General features: G+C 71.4%; 21 protein-coding genes. 14 read left to right on the top strand and 7 right to left on the bottom strand.

Going from position 1 to position 26,089, the window contains the following annotated elements:
* Position 1: 1 nt before the first annotated feature.
* The 10 genes from ABIA32_RS18385 (at position 2) to ABIA32_RS18340 (ending at position 9,390) form a co-directional block, all read left to right on the top strand.
* A complete protein-coding gene (locus ABIA32_RS18385; RefSeq protein ID WP_370096416.1) occupies positions 2 to 1,693 on the top strand; it encodes a nitrite/sulfite reductase in 1,692 nt (563 codons plus the stop codon).
* Positions 1,690 to 1,878 carry a hypothetical protein gene (locus ABIA32_RS18380; protein ID WP_370096415.1) on the top strand — a complete coding sequence of 63 codons (189 nt, stop codon included), beginning with the start codon at positions 1,690 to 1,692 and terminating at the stop codon, positions 1,876 to 1,878. The genes ABIA32_RS18385 and ABIA32_RS18380 overlap by 4 nt, the downstream gene beginning before the upstream one ends.
* Entirely contained in the window at positions 1,862 to 2,605 is a 744-nt protein-coding gene (locus tag ABIA32_RS18375; protein ID WP_370096413.1) for a phosphoadenylyl-sulfate reductase, read from the top strand. Before ABIA32_RS18380 ends, ABIA32_RS18375 begins: the two co-directional genes overlap by 17 nt.
* Positions 2,606 to 2,647: 42 nt before the next feature.
* On the top strand, positions 2,648 to 3,232 hold the full coding sequence (cysC, locus tag ABIA32_RS18370) for an adenylyl-sulfate kinase (protein ID WP_370096411.1): 585 nt from the start codon (positions 2,648 to 2,650) through the stop codon (positions 3,230 to 3,232).
* A complete protein-coding gene (gene cysD, locus ABIA32_RS18365) occupies positions 3,229 to 4,170 on the top strand; it encodes a sulfate adenylyltransferase subunit CysD (RefSeq protein ID WP_370096409.1) in 942 nt (313 codons plus the stop codon). The genes cysC and cysD overlap by 4 nt, the downstream gene beginning before the upstream one ends.
* On the top strand, positions 4,171 to 5,451 hold the full coding sequence (locus ABIA32_RS18360; protein ID WP_370096408.1) for a sulfate adenylyltransferase subunit 1: 1,281 nt from the start codon (positions 4,171 to 4,173) through the stop codon (positions 5,449 to 5,451).
* Between the two features lie 210 nt (positions 5,452 to 5,661).
* Positions 5,662 to 6,804, top strand: a complete 1,143-nt coding sequence (locus tag ABIA32_RS18355) for an aliphatic sulfonate ABC transporter substrate-binding protein (protein ID WP_370096406.1) — start codon at positions 5,662 to 5,664, stop codon at positions 6,802 to 6,804.
* A gap of 138 nt (positions 6,805 to 6,942) precedes the next feature.
* Entirely contained in the window at positions 6,943 to 7,725 is a 783-nt protein-coding gene (locus tag ABIA32_RS18350; protein ID WP_370096404.1) for an ABC transporter ATP-binding protein, read from the top strand.
* The gene (locus ABIA32_RS18345) at positions 7,712 to 8,626 is read left to right on the top strand and encodes an ABC transporter permease (RefSeq protein ID WP_370096402.1); all 915 of its coding nucleotides are present in this window, start codon (positions 7,712 to 7,714) and stop codon (positions 8,624 to 8,626) included. The genes ABIA32_RS18350 and ABIA32_RS18345 overlap by 14 nt, the downstream gene beginning before the upstream one ends.
* Before the next feature lie 14 nt (positions 8,627 to 8,640).
* Positions 8,641 to 9,390: a sirohydrochlorin chelatase gene (locus ABIA32_RS18340; protein ID WP_370096400.1), complete on the top strand. Its 750-nt coding sequence runs from the start codon at positions 8,641 to 8,643 to the stop codon at positions 9,388 to 9,390.
* A 61-nt stretch (positions 9,391 to 9,451) separates the two neighbouring features.
* On the opposite strand, the gene ABIA32_RS18335 is transcribed toward ABIA32_RS18340, so the two are convergent.
* The 4 genes from ABIA32_RS18335 to ABIA32_RS18320 form a co-directional block, all read right to left on the bottom strand.
* Positions 9,452 to 9,988: a GNAT family N-acetyltransferase gene (locus tag ABIA32_RS18335; RefSeq protein WP_370096398.1), complete on the bottom strand. Its 537-nt coding sequence runs from the start codon at positions 9,986 to 9,988 to the stop codon at positions 9,452 to 9,454.
* Positions 9,989 to 10,070: 82 nt separating this feature from the next.
* Positions 10,071 to 12,251 (bottom strand): MMPL family transporter, encoded by a 2,181-nt coding sequence (locus ABIA32_RS18330; RefSeq protein WP_370096396.1) that lies wholly within the window; start codon positions 12,249 to 12,251, stop codon positions 10,071 to 10,073.
* 305 nt (positions 12,252 to 12,556) lie between these two features.
* Positions 12,557 to 13,261, bottom strand: coding sequence for an exonuclease domain-containing protein (locus ABIA32_RS18325; protein WP_370096394.1), 705 nt, complete (start codon positions 13,259 to 13,261; stop codon positions 12,557 to 12,559).
* 80 nt (positions 13,262 to 13,341) lie between these two features.
* Positions 13,342 to 14,607 (bottom strand): SAV2148 family HEPN domain-containing protein, encoded by a 1,266-nt coding sequence (locus ABIA32_RS18320; protein ID WP_370096592.1) that lies wholly within the window; start codon positions 14,605 to 14,607, stop codon positions 13,342 to 13,344.
* 438 nt (positions 14,608 to 15,045) lie between these two features.
* On the opposite strand from ABIA32_RS18320, the gene glgX reads away from it, so the two are divergent.
* The 3 genes from glgX to treZ all read left to right on the top strand — a co-directional run bounded on the left by glgX (position 15,046) and on the right by treZ (position 21,433).
* Positions 15,046 to 17,169 (top strand): glycogen debranching protein GlgX, encoded by a 2,124-nt coding sequence (glgX, locus tag ABIA32_RS18315; RefSeq protein ID WP_370096392.1) that lies wholly within the window; start codon positions 15,046 to 15,048, stop codon positions 17,167 to 17,169.
* 97 nt (positions 17,170 to 17,266) lie between these two features.
* Positions 17,267 to 19,615 (top strand): malto-oligosyltrehalose synthase, encoded by a 2,349-nt coding sequence (gene treY / locus ABIA32_RS18310; RefSeq protein WP_370096390.1) that lies wholly within the window; start codon positions 17,267 to 17,269, stop codon positions 19,613 to 19,615.
* Positions 19,616 to 19,729: 114 nt separating this feature from the next.
* Positions 19,730 to 21,433, top strand: coding sequence for a malto-oligosyltrehalose trehalohydrolase (treZ, locus tag ABIA32_RS18305; protein ID WP_370096388.1), 1,704 nt, complete (start codon positions 19,730 to 19,732; stop codon positions 21,431 to 21,433).
* 106 nt (positions 21,434 to 21,539) lie between these two features.
* On the opposite strand, the gene ABIA32_RS18300 is transcribed toward treZ, so the two are convergent.
* Positions 21,540 to 22,202 (bottom strand): nuclear transport factor 2 family protein, encoded by a 663-nt coding sequence (locus ABIA32_RS18300; protein ID WP_370096386.1) that lies wholly within the window; start codon positions 22,200 to 22,202, stop codon positions 21,540 to 21,542.
* A 191-nt stretch (positions 22,203 to 22,393) separates the two neighbouring features.
* Here ABIA32_RS18300 and ABIA32_RS18295 point away from each other — a divergent pair, with 191 nt between their 5' ends.
* Positions 22,394 to 23,026 (top strand): TetR/AcrR family transcriptional regulator, encoded by a 633-nt coding sequence (locus tag ABIA32_RS18295; protein WP_370096384.1) that lies wholly within the window; start codon positions 22,394 to 22,396, stop codon positions 23,024 to 23,026.
* Between the two features lie 30 nt (positions 23,027 to 23,056).
* Here the strand turns inward: ABIA32_RS18295 and coaE are convergent, their stop codons facing one another.
* Positions 23,057 to 23,656 (bottom strand): dephospho-CoA kinase, encoded by a 600-nt coding sequence (gene coaE / locus ABIA32_RS18290; protein ID WP_370096382.1) that lies wholly within the window; start codon positions 23,654 to 23,656, stop codon positions 23,057 to 23,059.
* An 81-nt stretch (positions 23,657 to 23,737) separates the two neighbouring features.
* Positions 23,738 to 25,918 (bottom strand): MMPL family transporter, encoded by a 2,181-nt coding sequence (locus tag ABIA32_RS18285; RefSeq protein ID WP_370096380.1) that lies wholly within the window; start codon positions 25,916 to 25,918, stop codon positions 23,738 to 23,740.
* Positions 25,919 to 26,089: the final 171 nt, after the last annotated feature.

The raw sequence follows: 26,089 nt of genomic DNA, 5'->3' as shown, positions 1-26,089 counted from the left end.
CATGACCGCCACCCCCGCATCGACGCCATCGCCGAAGCGCAAGGCGACTCGCCATCGCGGCGAGGGCCAGTGGGCCGTCGGGCACTTCACGCCGCTCAACCCCAACGAGCAGTTCAAGCGCGACGACGACGGTCTCAATGTGCGGACACGGATCGAGACGATCTACGCGCACCGCGGCTTCGACTCGATCGACCCGTCCGACCTGCGCGGCCGGATGCGCTGGTGGGGGCTCTACACCCAGCGAAAGCCCGGGATCGACGGCGGCAAGACGGCCATCCTGGAGCCGCACGAGCTCGACGACGAGTACTTCATGCTGCGCGTCCGCATCGACGGTGGCCGGCTGACCGTCGCGCAGCTGCGCGCGATCGCCGAGGTCTCGCAGACCTACGCCCGCGGCACCGCCGACCTCACCGACCGGCAGAACATCCAGTACCACTGGATCCGGATCGAGGACATGCCCGCGATCTGGCAGAAGCTGGAGGGCGTCGGCCTGTCGACGACCGAGGCGTGCGGTGACACCCCCCGCGTCATCCTCGGCTCGCCGGTCGCCGGGATCGCCGCCGACGAGATCATCGACGGCACGCCGGCGCTGGAGGAGATCCACCGCCGCGTCATCGGCAACCCGGACTTCTCCAACCTGCCGCGCAAGTTCAAGTCCGCGATCTCCGGCTCGCCACTGCTGGACGTGGCGCACGAGATCAACGACATCGCCTTCGTCGGCGTGAACCACCCCGAGCACGGGCCCGGCTTCGACCTCTGGGTCGGCGGTGGCCTCTCCACCAACCCGCGGCTCGGCGAGCGGCTGGGCGCGTGGGTGCCGCTGGAGGAAGTCGCGGACGTCTACATCGGCGTCATCTCGATCTTCCGCGACTACGGCTACCGCCGCCTGCGCAACCGCGCCCGGCTCAAGTTCCTGCTGGCCGACTGGGGCGCCGAGAAGTTCCGTCAGGTGCTGGAGGACGAATACCTGCAGCGCAAGCTGGTCGACGGCCCGGCCCCGGCCGAGCCGGTCGAGCGCTGGCGCGACCACGTCGGCGTGCACCGGCAGCAGGACGGCAACTTCTACGTCGGCTTCGCCCCGCGCGTCGGGCGCGTGGACGGCTCGCTGCTCACGAAGGTCGCCGAGCTGGCCGCCGCCCACGGCTCGGACCGGCTGCGCACCACCGCCGAACAGAAGATGATCGTGCTGGACGTGACCGAGGACCAGGTCGACTCCCTGGTCGCCGGGCTGGAGGCGCTGGACCTGCGGGTGACCCCGTCCCCGTTCCGCCGCGGCACGATGGCCTGCACCGGCATCGAGTTCTGCAAGCTCGCGATCGTCGAGACCAAGGAGCGCGGCCGCACCCTGATCGACGAGATGGAGGCGCGGCTGCCCGAGTTCGACGAGCCGCTGACCATCAACATCAACGGCTGCCCCAACGCCTGCGCCCGGATCCAGGTCGCCGACATCGGCCTCAAGGGCCAGCTCGTCTCCGACGAGAACGGCAACCAGGTCGAGGGCTTCCAGGTGCACCTGGGCGGCGCGCTGGGCCTGGAGGCCGGTTTCGGCCGCAAGGTCCGCGGCCTGAAGGTCACCAAGGACGGCCTGCCCGACTACGTCGAGCGGGTGCTGCGCCGCTACCTGGCGGACCGTCAGGAGGGCGAGCGCTTCGCCCAGTGGACGGCCCGCGCCGACGAGGAGGCCCTCTCGTGAGCGAGCGAGCGGCCCCTTTCTACTGCCCCTACTGCGGGGACGAGGACCTGCGCCCGAGCGAGACCGGCGGGCACGGGGCCTGGGAATGCGCCTCCTGCCGACGCGCGTTCGCAGTGAAGTTCCTCGGCCTGCTTTCGGCCCCGTCAATACCGCCTGGGGGTAGCACCAATGACCACCAAGAGTGACGCCCTGTCCGACGCGGAGACCCAGTCCCGTTACACGCCCGAGCAGTTGGAGGCCCTGGCCACCACTGCCGGACGTGACCTGGAAAACGCCTCCGCCGAGGAGATCATGCGCTGGGCCGCCGAGACCTTCGGCCGCCGCTTCGCCGTGACCTCCTCCATGGAGGACGCCGTCGTCGCGCACCTGGCCTCGACCGCGCTTCCGGGCGTGGACGTGATCTTCCTGGACACGGGCTACCACTTCGCCGAGACGATCGGCACGCGCGACGCGGTGGCGGCCACCATGCCCGTCAACGTGCTCACGTTGACGCCGCGTCAGACCGTCGCGGAGCAGGACGCCGAGTACGGGCCGAAGCTCCACGACCGGGACCCCGACCTGTGCTGCGCGCTGCGCAAGGTCGAGCCGCTCAACCGCGGCCTGGCCGGCTACGACGCGTGGGCGACCGGCCTGCGCCGTGACGAGTCCCCGACCCGGGCCAACACCCCGGTCGTCTCCTGGGACCCGAAGCGGCAGAAGGTCAAGGTCGCCCCGATCGCCCGCTGGACCCAGGAGGACGTGGACGCCTATGTCGCCAAGAACGGGATCCTGCTGAACCCGCTGCTCTGGGACGGCTACGCGTCCATCGGCTGCTCGCCCGAGTCCTGCACCCGCCGGGTGCTGGAGGGCGAGGACGCCCGCTCCGGCCGCTGGGCCGGCGCCGGCAAGACCGAGTGCGGCATCCACCTCTGAGCCTCTCCCCAACCGCCCCTTCTCCCACTGGAGCAGACCTTCATGACCACCACTGTTGACGCACCGGCAGCCGGCACGGCAGCCGCCGTGCAGGGCTGCGGCGCCACCGTGTGGCTGACCGGCCTGCCCAGCGCTGGCAAGACCACCATCGCCACGGCGCTGGCCGAGCGGCTGCGCGCCGAGGGCCATCGGGTGGAGATCCTGGACGGTGACGAGATCCGCGAGTTCCTCTCGCGCGGTCTCAGCTTCACCCGGCAGGACCGTGACACCAACATCCAGCGGATCGGCTTCGTCGCCGAGCTGCTGGCCTCGAACGGCGTCAAGGTGCTCGCCCCGGTGATCGCGCCGTACGCGGACTCCCGCGCCGCCGTCGCCTCCCGCCACGGGCAGCAGGGCACCGCGTACCTGGAGGTGCATGTCGCGACGCCGGTGGAGGTCTGCTCCGAGCGGGACGTCAAGGGCCTGTACGCGAAGCAGGCTGCGGGCGAGATCTCCGGGCTGACCGGCGTGGACGACCCGTACGAGGCCCCGGCCTCCCCCGACCTGCGCATCGAGGCGCACACCCAGACGGTGGACGAGTCCGCCGCCGCCCTGCACGCTCTGCTGACCGAGAGGGGACTGGCGTGACCACCGCAATCGATCTTCCTGCCGCTTCGGCCCAGGACAATCCCTACACGCTGTCGCACCTGGACGCGTTGGAGGCCGAGTCGGTCCACATCTTCCGGGAGGTGGCCGGGGAGTTCGAGAACCCGGTGATTCTCTTCTCGGGCGGCAAGGACTCGATCGTGATGCTGCACCTGGCGCTGAAGGCGTTCGCGCCGGCGTCGGTGCCGTTCGCGCTGCTGCACGTGGACACCGGGCACAACTTCCCCGAGGTCATCGAGTACCGCGACCGCACGGTCGCCGAGCACGGGCTGCGGCTGCACGTCGCCTCGGTGCAGGAGTTCATCGACAACGGCCGGCTGCGCGAGCGCCCCGACGGGACCCGCAACCCGCTGCAGACCGTGCCGCTGCTGGACGCGATCGAGACGGGCCGCTTCGACGCCGTCTTCGGCGGCGGTCGCCGCGACGAGGAGAAGGCCCGCGCGAAGGAGCGGGTCTTCTCGCTGCGTGACGAGTTCGGCGCCTGGGACCCGCGTCGCCAGCGCCCCGAGCTGTGGTCGCTCTACAACGGCCGGCACGCACCGGGCGAGCACGTGCGCGTCTTCCCGCTGTCCAACTGGACCGAGCTGGACGTGTGGCAGTACATCGAGCGGGAGAAGATCGAGCTCCCGGAGATCTACTACGCCCACGAGCGGGACGTGTTCCAGCGCTCCGGCATGTGGCTGACCGCGGGCGAGTGGGGCGGCCCGAAGGAGGGCGAGACGGTCGAGCGCCGCTTGGTGCGCTACCGCACGGTCGGCGACATGTCCTGCACCGGGGCCGTCGACTCCGACGCGGTGACCATCGAGCACGTCATCGCCGAGATCGCCGCCAGCCGCTTGACCGAGCGTGGCGCCACCCGCGCGGACGACAAGATGTCCGAGGCCGCCATGGAAGACCGCAAGCGCGAGGGGTACTTCTAAATGACCAGCACCATCACCGAGCAGGGCGGGGCGACCTCGCTGCTGCGCTTCGCCACCGCGGGTTCCGTCGACGACGGCAAGTCGACGCTGGTCGGGCGGCTGCTGCACGACTCCAAGTCCGTGCTGGCCGACCAGTTGGAGGCCGTCGAGCACGCCTCGCGCAAGCGCGGCCAGGAGACGCCGGATCTGGCGCTGCTGACCGACGGGCTGCGGGCCGAGCGCGAGCAGGGCATCACCATCGACGTGGCGTACCGCTACTTCGCCACGCCCCGGCGGCGGTTCATTCTGGCCGACACCCCCGGACACGTGCAGTACACCCGCAACATGGTCACCGGCGCGTCCACCGCCGAGCTCGCGGTGGTGCTGGTCGACGCCCGCAACGGCGTGGTCGAGCAGACCCGCCGGCACGCGGCCGTGGCCGCGCTGCTGCGGGTGCCGCACCTGGTGCTGGCGGTCAACAAGATGGACCTGGTCGAGTACGCGGAGCCCGTCTTCGCTGCGATCGCCGCGGAGTTCAGCGCGTACGCCGCTTCGCTGGGCGTGCCGGACGTGGCCGCGATCCCGATCTCGGCGCTGGCCGGCGACAACGTCGTCGAGCCGAGCGCCAACATGGACTGGTACGGCGGCCCTACCCTGCTGGAGCACCTGGAGACCGTGCCGGTCGGCACCGACCCGAGCGACCAGCCGGCCCGGTTCCCAGTCCAGTACGTGATCCGCCCGCAGTCGGCCGAGCACCCGGACTACCGCGGCTACGCGGGCCAGTTGGCCTCCGGTGTGCTGCGCACGGGCGACACCGTCACCGTGCTGCCCGCCGGGATCACCACCACGGTGGCCGGGATCGACGTGCTGGGCCAGGAGAGCGACATCGCCTGGGCGCCGCAGTCGGTGACGGTGCGGCTGGCCGAGGACATCGACATCTCGCGCGGTGACCTGATCGCGGCCGGGCCCGCCCCGGAGGCCACGCAGGACGTCGTCGCGACCGTGGCGCACCTGAACGAGCGTCCGCTGCGCGTCGGCGACAAGGTACTGCTCAAGCACACGACGCGGACGGTGCGGGCGATCGTCAAGGACATCCCCTACGCGATCGCCGTCGACACCCTGGAGCAGGTCGAGCGTCCGGGCAGCCTGAACGTCAACGACCTGGGCCGGGTGGTGCTGCGCACCGCCGAGCCCATCGCGCTGGACGACTACCGCAGCAACCGCCGCACCGGCTCGTTCCTGCTCATCGACCAGGCGGACGGCACCACCCTCACGGCCGGCATGGCCGGAGAGGCGTTCTGATCCGATGAAGGGGTCTACCACGATGGGCGGCGAGGCTTTCTCGCTCATGGCGAAGGAAGGCGGGCGCGTCGGCAGCGGCGCGCTCGGGGCGGGACGCGGAGCCATCGGCCCGTGTCGCCCGATGGGTCGCTGACCCGGGGCCCTGGCCCCGCGTCGTTCGCAGCTCAGCCCGACCGCTTTTCGCCACCCATCACTGTGAGGACACCCTTCATGTCGCAGCCTTCCGATTCGCACCGTTCGCGCCGACTCGTGCCGACCAGACGCGCCGCGCTGGCCGCCGTCGCCGCCGTGACCGCCGCCGGGCTGCTGAGCGCCTGCGGCTACGGCTCGAAGGCTGCCACCACCGCCTCCTCTGACAACAGCACCGCCACCGCCGCAGGACCCGCCCTGTCGGCGAGCACCGTGCACATCGGCTACTTCGCCAACCTCACCCACGCGACGCCGCTGATCGGCATCGCCGACGGCAAGTTCGCCGCAGCGCTGGGTGGCACGAAGATCCAGACGCAGATCTTCAACGCCGGTCCGAGCGAGATCGAGGCGCTCAACTCCGGCGCGATCGACATCGCCTGGATCGGCCCCTCCCCCGCGATCAACGGCTACGTCAAGTCGAAGGGCGCGGCGCTGAAGATCATCTCCGGCGCGACCTCGGGCGGCGCGGAGCTGGTCGTCAACCCGGCCGTCATCAAGAGCGAGGCCGACCTCAAGGGCAAGAAGATCGCCACCCCGCAGGCCGGCAACACCCAGGACGTTGCGCTGCTCAACTACCTCGCGGGCAAGGGCCTCAAGGTCGACCCCAAGACCGGCGCCGGCGACGTCTCGGTGATCCGCACCGACAACGCCGTCACCCCCTCCGCCTACGCCTCCGGCCAGATCGACGCCGCCTGGGTGCCCGAGCCCACTGCGTCCAAGCTGGTCGCGGAGGGAGCAAAGGTACTGGTCGACGAGAAGTCGCTGTGGCCCGGTGGCAAGTTCGTCTCGACCAACGTCGTCGTCTCGCAGGCCTTCCTGAAGGCTCACCCGGACGTGGTGAAGGCGGTGCTGAAGGCCTCCGTCGACACCAACGCCTGGATCACCGCCAACCCCGCTCAGGCCAAGAAGGACGCCAATGCCGCGCTGAAGGCGCTCAGCGGCAAGGCACTGAGCGACAAGGTCCTGAACTCGGCCTGGAGCGAGCTCTCCGTCACCGACGACCCGCTGGCCTCGACCCTGCAGAGCGAGGCCCAGCACGCCGTGACGGCGGGCTTCATCAAGCAGCCCGACCTCGCCGGCATCTACGACCTCACCCTGCTCAACCAGATCCTCGCCGCCGAGGGCAAGCCCGCCGTCTCCGCCGCCGGGCTCGGCGCGCAGTAGCGACGGCAGGACCCCCATGACTCCGGGAGCCGCTCCGATCCGCGTCGATGCCCGATCCATTCGGAACGGAGCGGCCTCCGGCCACTCAGCACCAGCCCCACACCAGACAGACCGCAGCCCGAACCAGGAGGTGACCGCATGACCACCCTGCTGACCGAGAGCTCCACCATGGTCGAGACCGCTGTCCGGCTGGACCACGTCACCAAGTCCTTCGGCCGCAGCGCAGCGGCCCATGTCGTCCTGGACGACATCAGCCTGAACGTCGCCCCGGGCGAGTTCGTCTGCCTGCTCGGCGCCTCCGGCTGCGGCAAGTCGACCCTGCTGAACCTCGTGGCCGGGCTGGACCAGCCGACCACCGGCACCATCGACGTCCCCGGCGGACACGCCGCGCTGATGTTCCAGGAGCACGCGCTCTTCCCCTGGCTCACCGCCGGGCAGAACATCGAACTCGCCCTGCGGCTGCGCCGCGTCCCGCGCGGCGAGCGCCGCGCCGAGGCGCAGCGCCTGCTGGAGCTGGTCCGCCTCGGCGGCGCCCACGGCAAGCGCGTCCACGAACTCTCCGGCGGCATGCGCCAGCGCGTCGCGATGGCCCGCGCGCTCGCGCAGGACGCCAAGGTGCTGCTGATGGACGAGCCCTTCGCCGCGCTCGACGCGATCACGCGTGACGTGCTGCACGAGGAGCTCATCCAGATCTGGAACGAGACCGGCGTCTCCGTTCTCTTCGTCACCCACAACGTGCGCGAGGCGGTGCGGCTGGCACAGCGCGTCGTGCTGCTCTCCTCCCGCCCCGGGCGGATCGCCCAGGAGTGGACCATCGACCTGCCCCAGCCCCGCCGGATCGAGTCCTCGGGCGTGGCCGACCTCGCGGTGGAGATCACCGACCAGCTCCGAGGGGAGATCCGCCGCCATGTCCAGCACTGATCTGATCAAGACCGCCGCTGTGCTCACCGACCCCTCGTCCGCCACGGACGTCGCGTCCGTCGGGGCCGGACTGGACGCGCTGGAGACCGAGACCGTCGAGCGCACGCCCCTCCGGCAGGTGCTGACCGGCAAGGTGCTGCCGCCGCTCATCGCGATCGCGCTGGTGCTGCTGGTCTGGGAGCTCGCCTTCCTGGCCCACCTCAAGCGCGCGGACCTGCTGCCCAGCCCCCTGGACGTGTGGAACAGCCTGCACGACCAGTGGCTGCAGGGGACCATCGGCTCGACCATCTGGACCTCCCTCTCCCGGGGTGTGCTGGGATTCCTGATCTCCGTCGTCATCGGCACGCCGATCGGCCTGGTCGTCGCCAAGGTCAAGCCCGTCCGCGCCGCGATCGGGCCGATCCTGTCCGGACTGCAGTCCATCCCGTCCGTCGCCTGGGTACCCGCCGCGGTGATCTGGTTCGGGCTCAGCAACGCCACCATCTACGCCGTCGTCCTGCTCGGCGCCGTACCCTCCATCGCCAACGGCCTCGTCGCCGGCGTCGACCAAGTGCAGCCGATCTACCTCCGCGCCGGGCGCACCCTCGGCGCCACCGGCCTGCGCGGCATCTGGCACGTCCTGCTGCCGGCCGCGCTGCCCGGCTACATCGCCGGACTCAAGCAGGGCTGGGCCTTCTCCTGGCGCTCACTCATGGCCGCCGAACTCATCGCCAGCTCCCCCGCGCTCGGCCTGGGCCTGGGCGCGCAGCTCGAGTTCTCCCGCGAGAACCTCGACATGAGCGGTGTCCTCGCCACCATCATTCTCATCCTCGTCGTCGGAATCGGCATCGAACTGCTCATCTTCAACCCGATCGAGCGACGCGTGCTGCGTTCCCGCGGCCTGCTGACGGCCCGTCGGTAGCCGGGCGGCCCGCGATGACCAGACTCCTCCTCCTCGCCCACGGCAGCCGCGACCCGCGGCACGCCGCGACCATGACCGAGCTCACCGCCCTGACCCGCGCCCAGCGCCCGGGTCTGGACGTGCGCGTCGGCTATCTCGACCACTGCGCGCCGCGGATCCCGCGTGCGCTGGAGCAGTTGGCCGAGGAGGGCGAGGGGCCCGTCGTCGCCGTACCGATGCTGCTCGCGCGCGCCTACCACGCCAAGACCGACATCCCCGGTGTGCTGCGCGAGGCGGCGGCCCGACTGCCCCGGCTGACCGTCCATCAGGCGGAGGTGCTCGGCCCCTCCCCGCTGCTGCTGCGCGCGCTGGAGCGACGCCTGGCCGAGGTCGGCGTCCGCCCCTCCCCCGACACGGGCGTCGTCCTCGCCTCGGCGGGCTCCTCCGATCCCGTCGCGAACGCGGCGGTCCGCGCGACCGCCGCCGCGTGGCAGCGTGCGGCGGGCTGGGGCGGCGTCGCCGTGGCACACGCCTCCGCCGCGCCCCCGACTCTGGCCGACGCCGCGGCCACCCTGCGTGCCCAGGGCCTGCGCCGCCTCGCCGTCGCCCCCTACCTGCTCGCCCCCGGCCTGCTGCCCGACCGCATCGCAGCGCAGGCCGCGACGGCAGGCATCTCCACCGTCGCGGCCCCACTCGGCGCGTCCCCCGACCTCGCCGAGTTGCTACTGCAACGCTACGACGAGGCACTGACAATCGAGCGGGCTCCGCTGGCCGTCGGCGCCTGAGCGAAGAGGCGTGGCCTGATGATGGGCCTCGGCGTACACCTGGCGGTCGAGCGCTGATCCGTCAGACGGTGATCCAGTAGCGGCGCTTGAGCCCGTGCTGCGCGCTGCCGCGCACGTCCTCCAGCACGCCGCCGTTCCGCTCGATGCTGCGGGCGGAGGCGGTGTTGGCGTCGTCGCAGGTGACCAGCACCCGGTCCAGCCCGATCGCCCGCGCCTGCGGCAGCACCGCGCCCAGCGCCCAGCTCGCGAGCCCGCGACGCCGGGCGGACGGCCGGACGCTGTAGCCGATGTGGCCGCCGACGTCGAAGAGGAAGTCGTTGACGTAGTGACGCAGGTCGATCGCGCCGAGGTAGGTGTCGTCGGCGACGATCCACCAGTGCGTGGCGTGCACGCGGCCCTCGCCGACCGGCCGCGAGCGGTCCGCCTGGAGCAGGAGGCGGTCGACCCACTCCGCGAAGCCCTCGGGGCTGCCCAGATCCACGCCGTCGGCCAGCCGCAGCCCGGTGCCGTCCTGGTGCGCCCCTGCGGCCCACTCGTCGCGGGCCTCGAGCCAGGACGCGCGCAGACGGACGGTGGGCAAGATCAGCTCGGGCGACATGGCATCGACCCTAACATCGCCCGCACAACGCAGGAGGGGCCGCAGCCCTGCCCGGCTGCGGCCCCTCCTGCTGCTCAGTGACTCAGCGTCGGCTGGAGTCCACCTGCTCGCCGACGGCATCGCCGTCGTCCTCGGCACGCTTCACGGCCGAGGAGGCCACGACGCGGCTGCTCGTCGCCTTCTTCCGGTCGGCGTGACCGGGCCACCAGGCGGCGTGCCCGACGAGCGCGGTCAGCGCCGGCGTGAAGAACATCGCCATCACGAAGGCGGCGATCGCGATGCCGATACTGATGGAGAAGCCCATCTCCGCGAAGAGCGAGTTCCCTGCCAGCATCATCGAGGCGAAGGTGCCGGCGAGGATCGCGCCTGCGGCGGCGACCGTCGGGCCCGCATGACGCAGTGCCTGTGCGGCCGCCTCGCGTGGCTCGCGGCCCTCGCGTGCCTCTTCCCGCAGTCGGGAGATCATCAGGATGTTGTAGTCCGTCCCGATGGCGACGACGAAGAGGTAGATGAAGACCGGCAGCATGAACATCAGGCCGCTCTGGTGCGCCATGTGCTGGAAGACCAGCACCGTCGAACCGAGCGTCGCGGCGAAGCCGAGTCCGACCGAGGCCATCAGGTACAACGGCGCCACGACGCTGCGCAGCATCAGGGCCAGAATCAGCATGATCAGCACTGCCGCCGTCGGGAAGACCACCGTGTAGTCGCGGTTGATCGCCTTCTGGATGTCGGCGTAGATCGCGCTCATGCCGCCCACCATCGCCTTGGTCCCCGCCGGGGTGTTGGCATGGACCACGTCACGCAACTGCGCGACGCTGTCGAGGGCCGCGCTGCTCTGCGGGTCGTTGCTGAGGATGACGCTGATGTCGGCCGTGTCACCGTTGGCGCTGTACCTCGCCGGGGACACCTGGGCGACGCCCGAGACGCGGAGCTTCTGCGCCAGCGCGTCGACCGCGCTGTGGTCCAGCGCGCTGGAGCCGGTGACGAAGACCTCGGTCGGCGTGGCGGCGCCCGCGCTGTACTCCTTGGTGATGGTGTCCTGGACGACCATCGACTCCTTGGTCTTGGGCATGGAGCCGGATGCGAAGTCGAAGCTCGCCTTGTAGCTGGTGGCCACCAGGGCCAGGGCGACCATCAGCACGCCCGAGATGACGGCCACCAGGGCCGGGCGGCGCTTGACCGTGTTGCCGACCGCGGCGAAGCGGGTGGACTTGGGCTCGACCTGCCACTTCTTGGACGGCCAGAAGAGCACGCGCGGCGGGATCCAGGAGAAGACCGCGGGCACCAGGGTCAGGCCCGCGACCAGGGTGACGCCGACGGAGATCGCCAGAGCCGGGCCCATCTGCTTGAGGAAGGAGATGGACGACAGGCACAGGGCAAGGAAGGCGATGATCACGGTGCCGGCGGCGGAGGCGATGGCCTCGCCGACGCGGCCGACCGCGTGGGTCATGGCTTCCTTGTGATCGTCACCGGCCCGCAGTCGCTCTCGGTACCGGAACATCAGGAAGAGGATGTAGTCCGTTCCGACGCCGAAGAGCACCACGATGAGGATGCCCGTCACCGACGAGTTGGACTGCAGGTTGAGCGCCTTGGTCACGTCGGCGATCAGCCCGTTGGCCGCCGTCAGCACCACGCCGATGAGCACGATCGGCAGGATCGCCATCAGCGGCGAGCGGAAGATCAGGGCCATCGCGAGGATGATGATCCCGAAGGTGCCGAGGCTGATGATCGCCTGCCCGGTCTTCGACGCGTCCTGCTGGTCGAGGACCTGGGCGGCCGAACCGCCGACCTTGGCGTCCAGGCTGGTGCCCTTGACCAGCTGCGTGACGTCGGCGCGCAGGGCCTTGGCCGCGTCCGCCATCTTCTGCTGGTCGGAGGTCTTGGTACCGAGGTTGACCGCGCCCATGCCGTACTTGCCGTCATGGGAGTAGGGACCGGTGTAGACGCCCTGCATGAGCGGGACGCTCTTCGCGGACAGCGCCTTGTTGACGGAGTCGATCTCCGCCTTGTCGGCCGTGGTCAGCGCCTGCCCGTCCGTGCGCTGGTAGAGGATCTCCGCGCCCGGCGTGAACTTCTGCGGGAAGGCCGACTGCTGGAGCTCCATCGCCTGTATGGACTCGTAGCTCTTCGGCAGGAAGCTGCTCTCGTCGCTGCTGGACTGAAGCGTGGGCGCTGTCATCGCGATCGCGACGGCGGCGACCAGCCACGCGATCACTGTCCAGAACGGGTGTCGGACGACTGTGCGTCCGATGCGGTGAAACATGTCGATTGCCCCTCCACGGCATGGATCACCGCCGCCCCGGGTGAGGACGTGGGCAGGGCGATCTGGCCCCCCGACTAGCCGGGCGGCAGGTAAGTGTCCTGTGAGGCATCCTAGGAAAGTCACTAGCCGAGCGGCAAGTCGGGTCCAAAGTCCCGAGCCCGCTCACGGCGTGCTTAAGTCTGCCGAGATCATCCTGCCTGGCCACAAGGCCGGTCGCCTCGTCCCCCGGGTGGATCCGCCTCCGCCTCAGGGTGGAGATCCGCCCCCGAACCATCCCCCAGTCCCGCCGGTCCCGCGCGGCGCTCTCAGCGCAGCGGCCACGCGCCGTCGACCACGGCCGCAGGGTCCTTCGCACGGCGGAGCCACTCCTGGAGGCCGGCCGCCCACGTCGCGTGCCAGCCCGCCTGCCGGTCGTGCAGCTGCTGCGGCGTCGCCTTGCCCACCTCGGCCGGGTAGCGCTCGCCCAGCGCGAGCGCTACCCGGACCGCCGCGAGGGCGTCGGCTCCCGCCTTGTGCGCGTCGACCAGTTCGATCCCGTACAGCGCGCAGGCGTTCTCCAGCGAGCGCGAGCCCTTGCGGTACTTGTCCACCGCGCGGTCCACCACCAGCGGGTCCACCACCGGGCCGACCGGCACTCCGCCCAGCTGGCGCTCCAGCGAGGGCAGCTCGTGCCGGCGCAGCTCCGCCGCGAGGAGGCTCAGATCGAACGGCGCGTTGTAGACGACCACCGGCACGCCCTCGCGCCAGTACGAGACGAGCGCCGCCGCGACCTCCGCGACGACCTCCTCCGCCGGCCGTCCCTCCGCGACCGCGCGCCGCGTGGTGATGCCGTGCACCGCCGTGGCGTCCGCGGGAATCGGGACGCCGGGATCCGCCAGCCACTCCCTCACCCGGACCGGTTCGCCGCCCTTCGCCTCCACCAGGGCCGCGGAGACGATCCGCGACTCACCCGGCTCGGTACCGGTGGTCTCCAAGTCGAAGCCGACCAAGGTGTCGTGCAACCAGCTCATCAGGCGCGTCCTCTCGTCCCGTTGGCGACCATCATCCCGCCCGGCACTGACAGGCCCCGATGGGGGTCGGCGATGGACCCTCAGGACACCGGCCGGGAGTCGGCCCAGACGCCCTCGAACTCGTCCTGGTAGACCTGGAACAGCCCCGGCTCGAGTGGCCGCGCCGAACTCAGCGGGGCGCCCGAGCCGCCGCGCAGCACCAGCACCGGGGACTCCATCCCGCGCGAGCGGCGCAGGTAGGGCTGGACCACGGCCAGCCCGTCGGGGCCGTCGCCGTCGACCAGGTAGGCGGAGACGCGCGGCAGTTCGTCGTAGACGCGGATCTCGAACGCGCCCGCGTCGCGCAGTCGGGAGCGGACCCGGCGGACGTGCATGATGTTCGTCTCGACCGACTTGCCCAGCTCGCCACGGCCGAGCCCGAGTTCGCGCTCACGGCGGCGAAGAGCGCTGCTGGCCGGGTTGAGGAAGAGGAGCCGGATCCGGCAGCCGGAGTCGGCCAGGGCGATCAGCCGACGACCGGTGAAGTTCTGGCAGAGCATGCTCAGGCCGATGCCGATCGCGTCCAGTCGGCGGGCGCCGGCCAGCAGGTCCTCGACCGGGAGGTCGCGTTGGAGCCTGACCCGGTCCGGGTGGACGCCGATGACATCCGCGTAGCGGTCGCCGATCAGCTCCTCGACCGCGTCGACGGGCGCGCGCAGCCCCGACCCGCCGCTGCCGCCGGGACGGCTGGACTGGCCTCCGTCGAGCAGGAGCAGCAGCCGCGCCGCCGCGCGCTCGGCCTGCGCGAGCACGTTCTCGGAGAGGGTCCTGTTGCGCGAGACGACGTGGCGGGCCACCTCGAGCTCGTCGAGCGCGACCTCGATGTCGCGGCGGTCGGCCAGGAAGGGCTCGAAGCAGGGCCAGTGCTGGACCATCAGTTCCCGCAGCTGCGGCAGGGTGAGGAAGACCACGAGCGCGTCGTCGTCCGGGTCGAGCAGGTAGCCCTTGCGGCGGCTGACCTCGCGGACGGCCCCGGCGCGCTGCACCCACTCCTCGCCTGCGGGGCCGGCTGCGGCGATGACCCAGTCGTCGCCGTGGGCGGGCTCGTAGACGGGCCGCAGCACCTCGGCGACCACGGACCGCAGCCGCTGCTCGACCAGGTTCAGCCAGACGTAGGCGCGACCTGCGCGGCCGACGCGGAGTCTGGCCTCCTCCCAGGCGGCGGCGGGCCAGGCCAGCGAGGGCTCCAGTGGTCCTGGCTGATGCGGAACGGTCCGGCCCAGGCCGGTGCGGGAGCCCCGATCCAGAGCAGTTGGGGCGTCGCCCCGTGCCGCGCTCCCCGGGGAACCCCCGTCGGGGACCACCATTCCGGAGCTCACCGTCCCTATCCCGCGTCATCACGCCTCGCCTGCCCGGCCGTTGGGGGCGTGCGCCGGAGCGACGCGCCCTGTCGGCCGCGCCCACACGGTACCGCGCCGGGCGGCCTGATGCGGGCCGTCCGGGCGAGCCCGGACGATCAAGAGTACTTCGATTCCGGATTCCCGCGCAGCCGTTCGAGCCGCACGGACCGGCCTGACCCGACTCGGACAGAGGCGCGTGTCGTCCGAACACCGTCCGGACACGAACGAGCCAAGCGCGGGACACAGACACTCGTTCGGGCGAAGAACCGGCAATTCAGTCATGGGAACCGGTGTGCTACGCGACGATGCAGACGGACATGACGAAGTGTCGGGCCGGGCATCACCCCTTGGGGGTCTCCCCCGGGCGCGCCACCCCCGCCCGCACCGAAGGATTGGTTGAGGACCATGCAAGTCTGGCCGGGCCAGCCGTACCCCCTGGGCGCCACCTACGACGGCGCGGGGACCAACTTCGCCGTCTTCTCCGAGGCGGCGGAGCGGATCGAGTTGTGCCTGCTCGGCGACGACGGGTCGGAGACCTCGGTCGAGCTGCGCGAGACGGACGCCTTCGTCCGGCACGCCTACCTGCCCGGCATCCAGCCGGGCCAGCGCTACGGCTTCCGCGTGCACGGGCCGCACGACCCGTCCAGGGGCCTGCGCTGCAACAGCGCCAAGCTGCTGATCGACCCGTACGCCAAGGCCATGAGCGGCCGGATCGACTGGCACGAGTCCGTCTACGGTTACCCCTTCGGCGCCCCCGAGCGCCGCAACGACCTCGACTCGGCCCCGCACACAATGGCCTCCGTCGTCGTCAATCCGTACTTCGACTGGGGCAACGACCGTCCGCCGCGCACGGACTACCACCGCACGGTCATCTACGAGGCCCACGTCAAGGGCCTGACCCGGCTGCACCCCGGCATCCCCGAGGACATCCGGGGCACCTACGCCGGCATCGCGCACCCGGCCGTGATCGAGCACCTGGTCAAGCTCGGCGTCACCGCGATCGAGCTGATGCCGGTGCACCAGTACGTCGACGACCACCGACTCAGCGACATGGGCCTGGCCAACTACTGGGGCTACAACACCATCGGCTTCTTCGCCCCGCACGGGGCGTACTCCTCCCTCGGCGACCGCGGCCAGCAGGTGCAGGATTTCAAGTCGATGGTCAAGTCGCTGCACGCGGCCGGCATCGAGGTGATCCTCGACGTCGTCTACAACCACACCGCCGAGGGCAACCACCTCGGCCCCACCCTCGCCTTCCGCGGCCTGGACAACCCCTCCTACTACCGCCTCGCCGAGGACCGCCGGTACTACGAGGACACCACCGGCACCGGCAACAGCCTGCTGATGCGCAGCCCGCACGTGCTCCAGCTGATCATGGATTCGCTGCGCTACTGGGTCACCGAGATGCACGTCGACGGGTTCCGCTTCGATCTGGCCGCGACGCTCGCCCGTCAGTTCCACGAGGTCGACCGGCTCTCCTCCTTCTTCGACCTGGTCCAGCAGGATCCGGTCGTCTCCCAGGCCAAGCTCATCGCCGAGCCCTGGGATCTGGGCGAGGGCGGCTACCAGGTCGGGAACTTCCCTCCGTTGTGGACGGAGTGGAACGGCCGCTACCGCGACACCGTGCGCGACCTGTGGCGCGGCGAGAACGCCACGCTGGCCGAGTTCGGCTCCCGGCTCACCGGCTCCTCCGACCTCTACCAGGACGACGGCCGCCGCCCGATCGCCAGCATCAACTTCGTCACCTGCCACGACGGCTTCACGCTGCGCGATCTGGTCTCCTACAACCAGAAGCACAACGCCGCCAACGGCGAGGACAACCGCGACGGCGAGAGCTTCAACCGCTCCTGGAACTGCGGCGTCGAGGGCGAGACGGACGACCCGGCCGTGCTCGGCCTGCGCTCGCGTCAGCAGCGCAACTTCGTCGCCACCCTGCTGCTCTCCCAGGGCGTTCCGATGCTGGCCCACGGCGACGAGTTCGGGCGCACCCAGGGCGGCAACAACAACGCCTACTGCCAGGACAACGAGGTCTCCTGGGTCCGCTGGCCCCGGCTCGACGAGGAGAGCCCGGCGGGCCAACTGCTGGAGTTCACCCGGCACATGGTCTGGCTCCGCCGCGACCACCCGGTCTTCCGGCGCCGCCGCTTCTTCCACGGCCGCGCGGTCTCCGGCACGCACGACGAGCTCACCGACATCGCCTGGTTCACCAACGAGGGCGAGGAGATGGCCGCGCGGGACTGGCGCGCCTCGTTCGCCAAGTCGCTCACCGTCTTCCTCAACGGCAACGCCATCTCCGAGCCGGACCGCCGCGGCGGCCCGATCACGGACGACTCCTTCCTGCTGCTCTTCAACGCCGACGCGCAGCCGCTGGAGTTCGTGGTCCCGGTCAACCACGGCCACGAGTGGCAGGTCGTGGTCGACACCTCGCTGCCGTGGACGATCGCCCCGGGCACCGGCGCCAAGGTCAGGGCCGGGGAGAAGTTGCGACTGGTCGACCGGTCGATGATGGTGCTGCAGCGTCCCGCCTGAGCCACTGCGGGCGGCAGCGGCGGGCCCTCGCGCACAGGTTCGACCGATTGCCCCGCCCGGGTCGTGCGCGGCCCCGGCGTGGGGTAGGCGTGGGGGTATGACACCTGCCGAGCACCGGGCCCCGACGGCCAGCTACCGGCTCCAGCTCCAGCCCGGTTTCGGCTTCGCCCAGGCGGCCGACGCAGTCCCCTACCTGGCCGGCCTGGGGGTGTCGCACCTGCACCTCTCGCCCGTCCTGCAGGCGGTGCCCGGCTCCCGGCACGGGTACGACGTCGTCGACCACGCGCGGGTCAGCGCCGAGCTCGGCGGCGAGGCCGGGCTGCGGTCGCTGGCGGCGCGCGCCCGCGAGCACGGTCTCGGCCTGCTCGCGGACATCGTGCCCAACCACATGGCGGTGCCCACGCCGCTGCACCTGAACCAGGCCCTGTGGCGGGTGCTGCGCGAGGGTCCGCAGTCACGCTGGGCGGACTGGTTCGACATCGACTGGGCCGCGCAGGACGGCCGCGTGCTGCTGCCGGTGCTCGGCGACCGGCTCGGCGCGGTGCTGGTGGCGGGCGGCTTCAGCCTCGGGCGGGTGCACGGCCCGGACGGCGAGGAGCCCGTGCTCCGCCACGGCCCGCAGGTGCTGCCGCTGCGTCCGGGCACCGAATCGCTGCCGCTGCCCGAGCTGCTGCGCCGCCAGTGGTACCGGCCCGCCTGGTGGCGGCTGGCCCGGACCGAGCTCAACTACCGGCGCTTCTTCACCGTCAACGAGCTGATAGCCGTCCGCGTCGAGCTCCCCGAGGTTTTCGACGCGACGCACGCCCTGCTGATACGCCTGCACGGCGAGGGTGTGCTGGACGGCTTCCGGGTGGACCACCCCGACGGGCTCGCCGATCCGCGCGGCTATCTGCGCCGGCTACGCGAAGCCACGGGCGGTGCGCACGTCGTCGTGGAGAAGATCCTCACCGGCGCGGAGACCCTCCCCGATGACTGGCCGTGCGCCGGGACGACGGGTTACGACGCCCTGCGGCACATCGACGGCGTGCTGACGGACGGTGCGGGCGTGGTCCGCGCCCTGCGCCCGCCCGCCGAGGTCGCCTCGGGCGCCGCGCAGCGCGGCCGCACCGAGCTGGTGCGCCCCCAGGGCGAGCTCGACGCCGAGGTGAGGCGGCTGGTGCGCGAGGTCGAGGCAGCCCGCGGCGACGAGGTGGCGCTCAGCGACCACCCGGCTTGGGCGGTGCGCGCGGCGCTGGCCGGCCTGCTGGCGGGCTTCCCCCGCTACCGCCCCTACCCCGTGCCCGGCGAGCCGCTCCCCGCCCGGGACGCCGAGGCGCTGCGGGCGCAAGCCGACGACGCGCTCGTCGCCGCGCCCTTCGCCGCGACGGCCGGTCTGGTCCGCACGCTGCTGCTGGCCCCCGACTCCCCGCCCTCGCTGCGCGCGCGCTTCGCCCAGACGGCGGCCGCCGTGGCCGCGAAGGGCGTCGAGGACACCGCCTACTACCGGCACCACCCGTTGCTCTCCCTCAACGAGGTCGGCGGCGACCCGGCCCACCCCGGTCTGACCCCGGACGCATTCCACGCCTACTGCGCCCACCTCGCCCGCGACTGGCCGACGACGATGACCGCGCTCTCCACCCACGACACCAAGCGCAGCGCCGACGCCCGCGCCCGGCTCGCCGTCCTGGCTGAGCTGCCCGAGGAGTGGCTGGCCGAGCGCGCCGCCTGGTCCGCGCTGGCTCCGGGCGGTGGCCTGCCGCAGGACCGCGACGCCGAGGACCTGATCTGGCAGACCGCGCTGGCCGCCTGGCCGATCGACGCCGAGCGGCTGACGGCCGTGGCGCTGAAGTCCGTCCGCGAGGCGAAGCTGCACACCGACTGGTCCGACCCCGACCCTTCGTTCGAGCGCGCGGTCGCCGTCCTGTCCCGCTCCGCGCCCGAGACACCGGCGCTGGCGGACCGGATCGCGGCCTTCGTCCGGCGGATCGCCCCCTACGAGCGCGTCAACACGCTGAGCGCGACCCTGCTGCACCTGACCATGCCGGGCGCGCCCGACCTCTACCAGGGCAGCGAGTTCCCGCTCCACACGCTCGTCGACCCGGACAACCGCGGCATCGTCAGCTTCCCTGCGGCCCCGGATCCCCAGGGCCCCGCCGCCGAGAAGGCCACCCTCACCCGCGTGGCGCTGCACCTGCGCGCCGCCCTCGAACCCAAGGAGTCCTACACCCCCTGGGCCACCCCCTCCCCGCATGCCCTCGCCTTCCTGCGCGGTGACGCCTTGCTGACGGTCGTCACCCGTCTCCCGCTCGGCCTGGAACGCGCGGGCGGCTGGGGCGAGCACGAGCTCGCCCTCCCCGACGGCACCTGGACGGAAGCCCTCACCTCCCGCACCGGCCTCCACGGCTCGGTCCCCCTCGCGGACCTGCTGAGCACCCTCCCCGTGGCGCTGCTGACCCGGGCGGGGTGAGAAGGGCGGGCCGAGAGGGGCGGGCTGAGAAGGCGGCTCGCGTCGCGACCCGTGCGGTGGAAGTCGGCGTGGCACAGGCGTGCACCGGGTGCCCGGCCGGGTAGAAGGGACCGTATGCCGACGCCCGCACCCACCCGCCGCCCGCACCGCTTCTCGCTCTGGGCGCCGGATGCCGCCACCGTCGAGGTCGAGGTGGACGGCAGCGTCCACGCGATGCGGCCCGACGCGGCACGGAGTGGCTGGTGGGAGGCGGGCGTGCCCGCCGACCCGAGCGCGACGCGGTACGGCTTCCGGCTGGACGGCGGCCCGACGCTGTCCGATCCGCGTTCGCCGCGCCAACCGGACGGACCGGACGGCCTCTCGCAGCTGGTCGACCACGCCGCCTTCCCCTGGCAGGCCCACTGGCCCGGCCGGGGCCTCACCGGCGCCGTTCTCTACGAGCTGCACATCGGCACCTTCACCGCCGAGGGCACCTTCGACGCCGCGATCACCCGGCTTCCGCACCTGGCCGCGCTGGGCGTGACCCACGTCGAGCTGATGCCGGTCTGCTCCTTTCCCGGCCGTCGGGGGTGGGGGTACGACGGCGTGGCGCCCTGGGCCGTTCACGAGCCCTACGGCGGACCTGACGGGCTGAAGCGCTTCGTGGACGCGGCTCACGGCCACGGGCTCGGCGTCGTGCTGGACGTCGTGCACAACCACCTGGGCCCGTCCGGCAACCACTTGCCGCGCTTCGGCCCCTACTTCACCGACCGGCACCAGACCCCGTGGGGCGCGGCGGTCAATCTGGACGCGCCGGGCTCGGACGAGGTGCGCGCCTACCTGATCGCCTGCGCGCTGGCCTGGCTGCGCGACTACCGCATCGACGGACTGCGGCTCGACGCCGTGCACGCGCTGGTCGACACCCGTGCGCTGCCGTTCCTGGAGCAACTCGCCGCCGCCGTCGACTCACTGGCCCAGCGCAGCGGCCGCCCGCTCTTCCTCGTCGGCGAGTCCGACCTGAACGACCCCCGCCTGATCACGCCGCGCGAGGCGGGCGGCACCGGCCTCGCCGCCCAGTGGAGCGACGACTTCCACCACGCCCTGCACGCCGCGCTGACCGGCGAAGGCCAGGGCTACTACGCCGACTTCGCCGTCCGCCCGCTCGCCGCGCTCGCGAAGACGCTGACCGGTGGCTTCTTCCACGACGGCAGCTGGTCCAGCTTCCGCGGCCGCTCGCACGGCCGCCCGCTCGACACCCTGCGCACGCCCCTGCACCGCTTGCTCGGCTACGCGCAGACCCACGACCAGATCGGCAACCGCGCCCAGGGCGACCGGCTCGCCACCACGCTCCCGCTCGAACTGCTGGCCGCCGGGGCGGCCCTGGTGCTGCTCTCACCCTTCACGCCGATGCTGTTCATGGGTGAGGAGTGGGGCGCGTCCACGCCCTGGCAGTACTTCACCGACCATCAGGACCCCGAGCTGGCCCGCGCCGTGCGGGAGGGCCGCCGCCGCGAGTTCGCCGAGCACGGCTGGAAACCGGAGGAGATCCCCGATCCGCAGGCCGAATCGACCTTCGCCGCCTCCCGTCTGGACTGGTCCGAGCCCGAACGCGGCCACCACGCCACCCTGCTGGACTGGCACCGCCGCCTGCTCCGGCTGCGCTCGCTCGCCTCGGGACCGGCCGAGGTCCGCTTCGACGAGGACGAGGGCTGGCTGACGATGCGGCGCGGCGAGCTGGCGGTGGGCGTGAACCTCTCCGGGCAGCCCCGTGAACTACCGCTGCCGCCGGGCACCGTCCTCGCGGAGTTCGCGCCCTCGACGGTGGTCGTCCGGACGTAGCGGCCGGCTCCGGAGCGCGGAAGGGCTGTCCGGCCCACGGCCGGACAGCCCTTCCGAGATCTTCAGCAGCCTTTGAGAGTCGGCGCGTTGACGGCCAAGCTTTGGCTCAGGCCTTGCCGACCGCCGAGGCCCAGTCGAGGTTCACGCCCATCTGGGCGTACATGTCCGTGTACCCGACGAAGCAGTCGAACTTCTCGATCTTGCCGTCGTGCAGATACCAGAAGTCGGCGGTCGGCGCGTCGATCTTCGCGCCGTTCGGCTTGACGGTGCCCGCCGGCGTCTGCAGCGGCCCCTCGAACGTGCCCTGGATCGACAGCTCGAGGCTGACCACGTCGCCGTTCACGGTGATGCTCTTAAGATCACGGTGGACGTCGGGGAAGATGGCGGCCATGCCGGTCAGCACGTCACCGAGTGCCTGGCCCTGGTAGGTCTTGCCGGCGACCTTGTCGTTGAAGACGCCGTCCTTGGCGAAGCTGTTGATGAACGCGTTGACGTCCAGGCTGTGGCCCTCCGCCACGTGGTACGCGTTCAGGACGACTGCGAGATTGGCTATCTCATGCGCGGTCAGGTGGCGGTTCGTGAGCGGCAGCGCCGACAGTTCGCGGGGACTGAGGCCCGCGTGGACCTCCGAGCTGCTGCCGACGGTGTGGACCTGCGCGCTGCTGGCGACGGGGCTTGCGGCGTGCGACGGCGCCGCGGCAATGGCGAGACCACTCAGGCTCGCGACGGCGGCCGTGGTGACGATCGTCTTCCATCCGAGGGACTTCATGTCGTGCTCCTCCACGTTGGTTCTCGGGATCTGACGATCCGTCGAAGGGGTTTTCAAACGCTCGCTTGACTGTAGGAGCGGCGGCGCAAACCTGTCAAGCGAGTGTTTGATTTATATGTTGCGGAGATCAATTGCCCAGCGGGCGGCAGGCTCCTTGACAGGAAAATCAATCAGCTGTTTGAATACTGTCCATGGCGACAGAACGCACAGATCAACGCCGCGAGGCCGGCCAGCGGACGCGGGACAGCCTGCTGACCGCCACGGTGGAGTTGCTCGCGCAACGTGGCCAGGAGGGTGTGACCCTCCGTGAGATCACCGACCAGGCCGGCGCCAACGTCTCCGCGGTGAGCTACCACTTCGGGTCGCTGAAGACGCTGTGCGATTCGGCGATCGAGCACGCGCTGGAGGAGTATCTGGACGCGCAGATCAACGCGGTCGCTTCGCTGGACGCCACGTCGGGCATCGAGGATCTGGCCGCGGCGTTCACCAGGCCGATGATGCGCGCTCTGGCGACCGGCGGACGGGATCTCGCGGTCATGCGGACGGTAGCGCGAGTCGGGATCGACCCACCCGAGGGCTGGGATCGGCTGGCTGCGAAGTTCCAGCAGTCCCGGCAGGACATTGTCCGGAAGCTCTCGGCGAACCTTCCCGGAGTCGGCGAACAGGAGTTGGAGTTCCGCGTCCGGTGCGCGGCCGGCCTGCTGAACTGGCTCGCATTGGCGCCCATCGGCGCCGAACTGGCCGCCAAGCCCCCTGAGCAGATCGAGCGATGGCTGGTCCCCGTGTTGGCCGGGGCGTTCCGCGGCTCCCCGAACATCGGCTGACCTGGGCCGATACCGCCGGCCCTGAAGCCACTAGACCGTGCGGTGGTCGACCAGCTTCTGCCACACCTCGCGGACCTGCGGCTCCAGCCGGTCCAGCGGTCCGTCGTTGTCGATGACGAGGTCGGCGACGGCGAGCCGGTCCGCCCGGCTCGCCTGCGCGGCCATCCGGGCGCGCGCGTCCTGCTCGGTCATGCCGCGCAGCTCGACGAGCCGCCGGACCCGGGTCTCGTCGGCGGCGTCCACGACGACGACCAGGTCGTAGAAGGGCGCGAGCCCGTTCTCGGCGAGCAGCGGCACGTCGTGGACGACGACGGCGTCGGGGCCGGCGGCCGCCTCCAGCTCGGCGGAGCGGCGACCGACGAGCGGGTGCACGATCGCGTTGAGCGCGGCCAGCCGCGCGGGGTCGGCGAAGACGACGGCGCCCAGGCGCGGCCGGTCCAGCGAGCCGTCGGCAGCCAGGACCTCAGGACCGAACTCGGCGACGACGGCCGCGAGGCCGGGCGTGCCGGGCGCGACGACCTCCCGTGCGATCAGGTCCGCGTCGACGACCACCGCGCCCAGCGCGGCGAGCCGCCGGGAGACCTCGCTCTTGCCCGCGCCGATGCCGCCCGTGAGTCCAACCTTCACCATGCGCAGCAACCTATCGGGAAGCGACCCACGGACCAACCCGCCGACTGACCTGCCGACCAGCGCAGCAGCAGCTCGATGGCGTCAGCGCTTGAGCAGTGCCACCGGCACGCCCGGCCGCTCGTGGTCCGCCGCGCGCGGCGACGGCAGCGCGCCGACGGGGTCGGGCAGCGGGGGCAGGTTCGCGTGCTCCTTGAAGCCGAAGCGGGCGTAGAGGCGGCGCAGCGGCGCCGGGGCCCACCAGTTGCCCTTGCCGAAGAGCGACATGGTGGCCGGCACCAGCAGCATCCGCACCAGCGTCGCGTCCACCAGCACCGCGACGGCCAGGGCGAGGCCGATCTCCTTGATGTCGAGCATGCGCCCGGTCGAGAAGCCCAGGAACACGATCACCATCAGTGCCGCCGCCGAGGTGATGATCCGGCCACTGCGCTGCACGCCCAGCTCCACCGCGCGGCTGCAGTCGTATCCCTCGTCGTGGAGTTCCTTGATCCGGGAGAGCAGGAAGACCTCGTAGTCCATGGAGAGCCCGAACGAGAAGACGAAGACCAGGACCGGGATCCACGCCTCCAGACCGCCGGTCGGCGTGAAGCCGAGCAGGCCGCTGAACCAGCCGTCCTGGAAGACCAGCGTCATCACGCCCAGCGCCGCCCCCAACGAGAGCAGGTTCATCACCAGCGCCTTGATCGGCACGACCACCGAGCCGGTCATCAGGAAGAGCAGCAGGAAGGTCGCCACCACGATCAGGCCGAGCGCCCAGGGCCCGCGGGTCTGGATCTCGTGCTCGAAGTCGACGACACTCGCCGCGTTGCCGGTCACGTAGGTCGTCAGGCCCGCCCGGTCCGCCCGCAGCTCGCCCACGACGTGCTGCGCGCTCGCGCCCTGCGCGGTGCCGTCCACGCGCACCCCGACGGCCGACCAGGCCGAGGCGCCGCTGCCACCGGACTCGGTGACCTGGGCCGAGCGCACGTCCGGCAGCGTCGCCACCTTCTCCGCGTAGGCCTGGGCGACGGCCTTGTCGCTCTTGACGAAAACCGTGACGTCCGGCTCCGCCAGCTGCGGGTAGTCGGCCGTGATCACGTCGGCGACCTCACGGCTGCTGAAGCTGCTCGGCAGCACCTGGGTGCTCAGGCTCTGCGCGTGCGCGCCGAAGAACGGCGCCGCGCAGGCGACCAGCAGCGCAGCGGCGCCCAGGGCGACCGGCAGGGCCTTGCGCTGCACCTTCCGCACCACCCATGCGAAGCGGCCGTTGTCGCGCACCCCGTGCTTCGGCGGTTTGATCCGCTTGCCGGCGAAGCCCAGCAGGGCCGGGACCAGGGTCAGACCGGAGAGCACGGTGATCACGACGACGCTGACCCCGGCCGCCGCCACGGCCCGGAAGATCGGGCTGGTCAGCACGAAGAGGCCGGAGAGCGCGACGGCGACAGTGAGCGCCGAGAAGGCGATGGTCCGGCCGGCGGTGGCGCTGGTGCGCTCCACGGCCGCCTCGATGGTCGCGCCCTTGCTGCGTTCCTCGCGGAAGCGGTTGACCATGAGCAGCGCGTAGTCGATCGAGAGGCCGAGCCCGAGCACGGTCGTGATGGGCAGCACGCTGGTGTCCATCGGCATGATCTGGCTGAAGCCGAAGAGTGCCAGCAGCGCGCCGGCGACCGAGCCGACCGCGCCCAGCAGCGGCAGTCCTGCCGCGATGAAGCCGCCGAAGATCAGCACCATCACCGCGAGCGTGACCGGCAGCGCGATCATCTCGCCGCTCTCGGTGTCCGATTTGGTCTGCTGCTGCACCTGCTGCTGCAGTACCTGGTTGCCGCCGAGCTTGACGGTGGCGCCGCTGTCTGCGGCGATCCGGTCCAGCCGGGCGCTGGCGCTGTCCAGGGCCTTGGCATTGCTCAGCTGGACGCTCAGCACTTGCGAGGTGCCGTCGGTTGCCCGGGTGTCGGTCACGGACGCGACGCCGGGCTGCGCCTTGAGGTCCCGCTCGGCCGCGGCGACGGCGGTCTTGACCTTCGCGTCGTCCGGGGACTTTCCGCCGATCAGGGCCTGGAGCGCATCGCTACTGGTCCCGGCCTGGGAGAGCAGTGCGCTGCCCGTGGCCGATTCGGAGCCCGCCGCCTTCGCGGAGGGGGCGGCGGCGCTGAACACCTTGGTGCCGAAGACGAGTCCCAGCACGATAAGCCCGGCCCAGGCCAGCGCGACCCAGCGCCGGTGACGGAAGCTGAACCTGCCGAGCGCTGCGAAAGGACCGCTGCAGCGCGTGGAGTTCTGATGCATGGGGAGGCCTTGCTTCCGTTCAGGGCAACTCTGTCCACGGTGACCGAGTTGTCCCATGATCGGTAGAGGCATCCGATATGGGTTACGCCATAGTCGTCTGCTCCGAATAAGCGCAGGACAGAAAAGAACCCCCGCCCGGTGACCCGGACGGGGGTTCTCAGAGGTGCTACT

Source organism: Streptacidiphilus sp. MAP12-20 (assembly GCF_041262525.1).
Classification (GTDB): Bacteria; Actinomycetota; Actinomycetes; order Streptomycetales; family Streptomycetaceae; genus Streptacidiphilus.
The sequence above is the reverse complement of the archived record's forward strand: the minus strand, read 5'-3'. Positions and strand labels throughout refer to the sequence as shown.

Excerpts from the sequence above, each read along its gene's own strand:
- ABIA32_RS18385 (WP_370096416.1), top strand. The coding sequence starts at position 2 with ATGACCGCCACCCCCGCATCGACGCCATCGCCGAAGCGCAAGGCGACT.
- ABIA32_RS18375 (WP_370096413.1), top strand. The coding sequence starts at position 1,862 with ATGACCACCAAGAGTGACGCCCTGTCCGACGCGGAGACCCAGTCCCGT.
- cysC (WP_370096411.1), top strand. The coding sequence starts at position 2,648 with ATGACCACCACTGTTGACGCACCGGCAGCCGGCACGGCAGCCGCCGTG.
- ABIA32_RS18360 (WP_370096408.1), top strand. The coding sequence starts at position 4,171 with ATGACCAGCACCATCACCGAGCAGGGCGGGGCGACCTCGCTGCTGCGC.
- ABIA32_RS18355 (WP_370096406.1), top strand. The coding sequence starts at position 5,662 with ATGTCGCAGCCTTCCGATTCGCACCGTTCGCGCCGACTCGTGCCGACC.
- ABIA32_RS18350 (WP_370096404.1), top strand. The coding sequence starts at position 6,943 with ATGACCACCCTGCTGACCGAGAGCTCCACCATGGTCGAGACCGCTGTC.
- ABIA32_RS18345 (WP_370096402.1), top strand. The coding sequence starts at position 7,712 with ATGTCCAGCACTGATCTGATCAAGACCGCCGCTGTGCTCACCGACCCC.
- ABIA32_RS18340 (WP_370096400.1), top strand. The coding sequence starts at position 8,641 with ATGACCAGACTCCTCCTCCTCGCCCACGGCAGCCGCGACCCGCGGCAC.
- ABIA32_RS18335 (WP_370096398.1), bottom strand. The coding sequence starts at position 9,988 with ATGTCGCCCGAGCTGATCTTGCCCACCGTCCGTCTGCGCGCGTCCTGG.
- ABIA32_RS18330 (WP_370096396.1), bottom strand. The coding sequence starts at position 12,251 with ATGTTTCACCGCATCGGACGCACAGTCGTCCGACACCCGTTCTGGACA.
- ABIA32_RS18325 (WP_370096394.1), bottom strand. The coding sequence starts at position 13,261 with ATGAGCTGGTTGCACGACACCTTGGTCGGCTTCGACTTGGAGACCACC.
- ABIA32_RS18320 (WP_370096592.1), bottom strand. The coding sequence starts at position 14,607 with ATGGTGGTCCCCGACGGGGGTTCCCCGGGGAGCGCGGCACGGGGCGAC.
- glgX (WP_370096392.1), top strand. The coding sequence starts at position 15,046 with ATGCAAGTCTGGCCGGGCCAGCCGTACCCCCTGGGCGCCACCTACGAC.
- treY (WP_370096390.1), top strand. The coding sequence starts at position 17,267 with ATGACACCTGCCGAGCACCGGGCCCCGACGGCCAGCTACCGGCTCCAG.
- treZ (WP_370096388.1), top strand. The coding sequence starts at position 19,730 with ATGCCGACGCCCGCACCCACCCGCCGCCCGCACCGCTTCTCGCTCTGG.
- ABIA32_RS18300 (WP_370096386.1), bottom strand. The coding sequence starts at position 22,202 with ATGAAGTCCCTCGGATGGAAGACGATCGTCACCACGGCCGCCGTCGCG.
- ABIA32_RS18295 (WP_370096384.1), top strand. The coding sequence starts at position 22,394 with ATGGCGACAGAACGCACAGATCAACGCCGCGAGGCCGGCCAGCGGACG.
- coaE (WP_370096382.1), bottom strand. The coding sequence starts at position 23,656 with ATGGTGAAGGTTGGACTCACGGGCGGCATCGGCGCGGGCAAGAGCGAG.
- ABIA32_RS18285 (WP_370096380.1), bottom strand. The coding sequence starts at position 25,918 with ATGCATCAGAACTCCACGCGCTGCAGCGGTCCTTTCGCAGCGCTCGGC.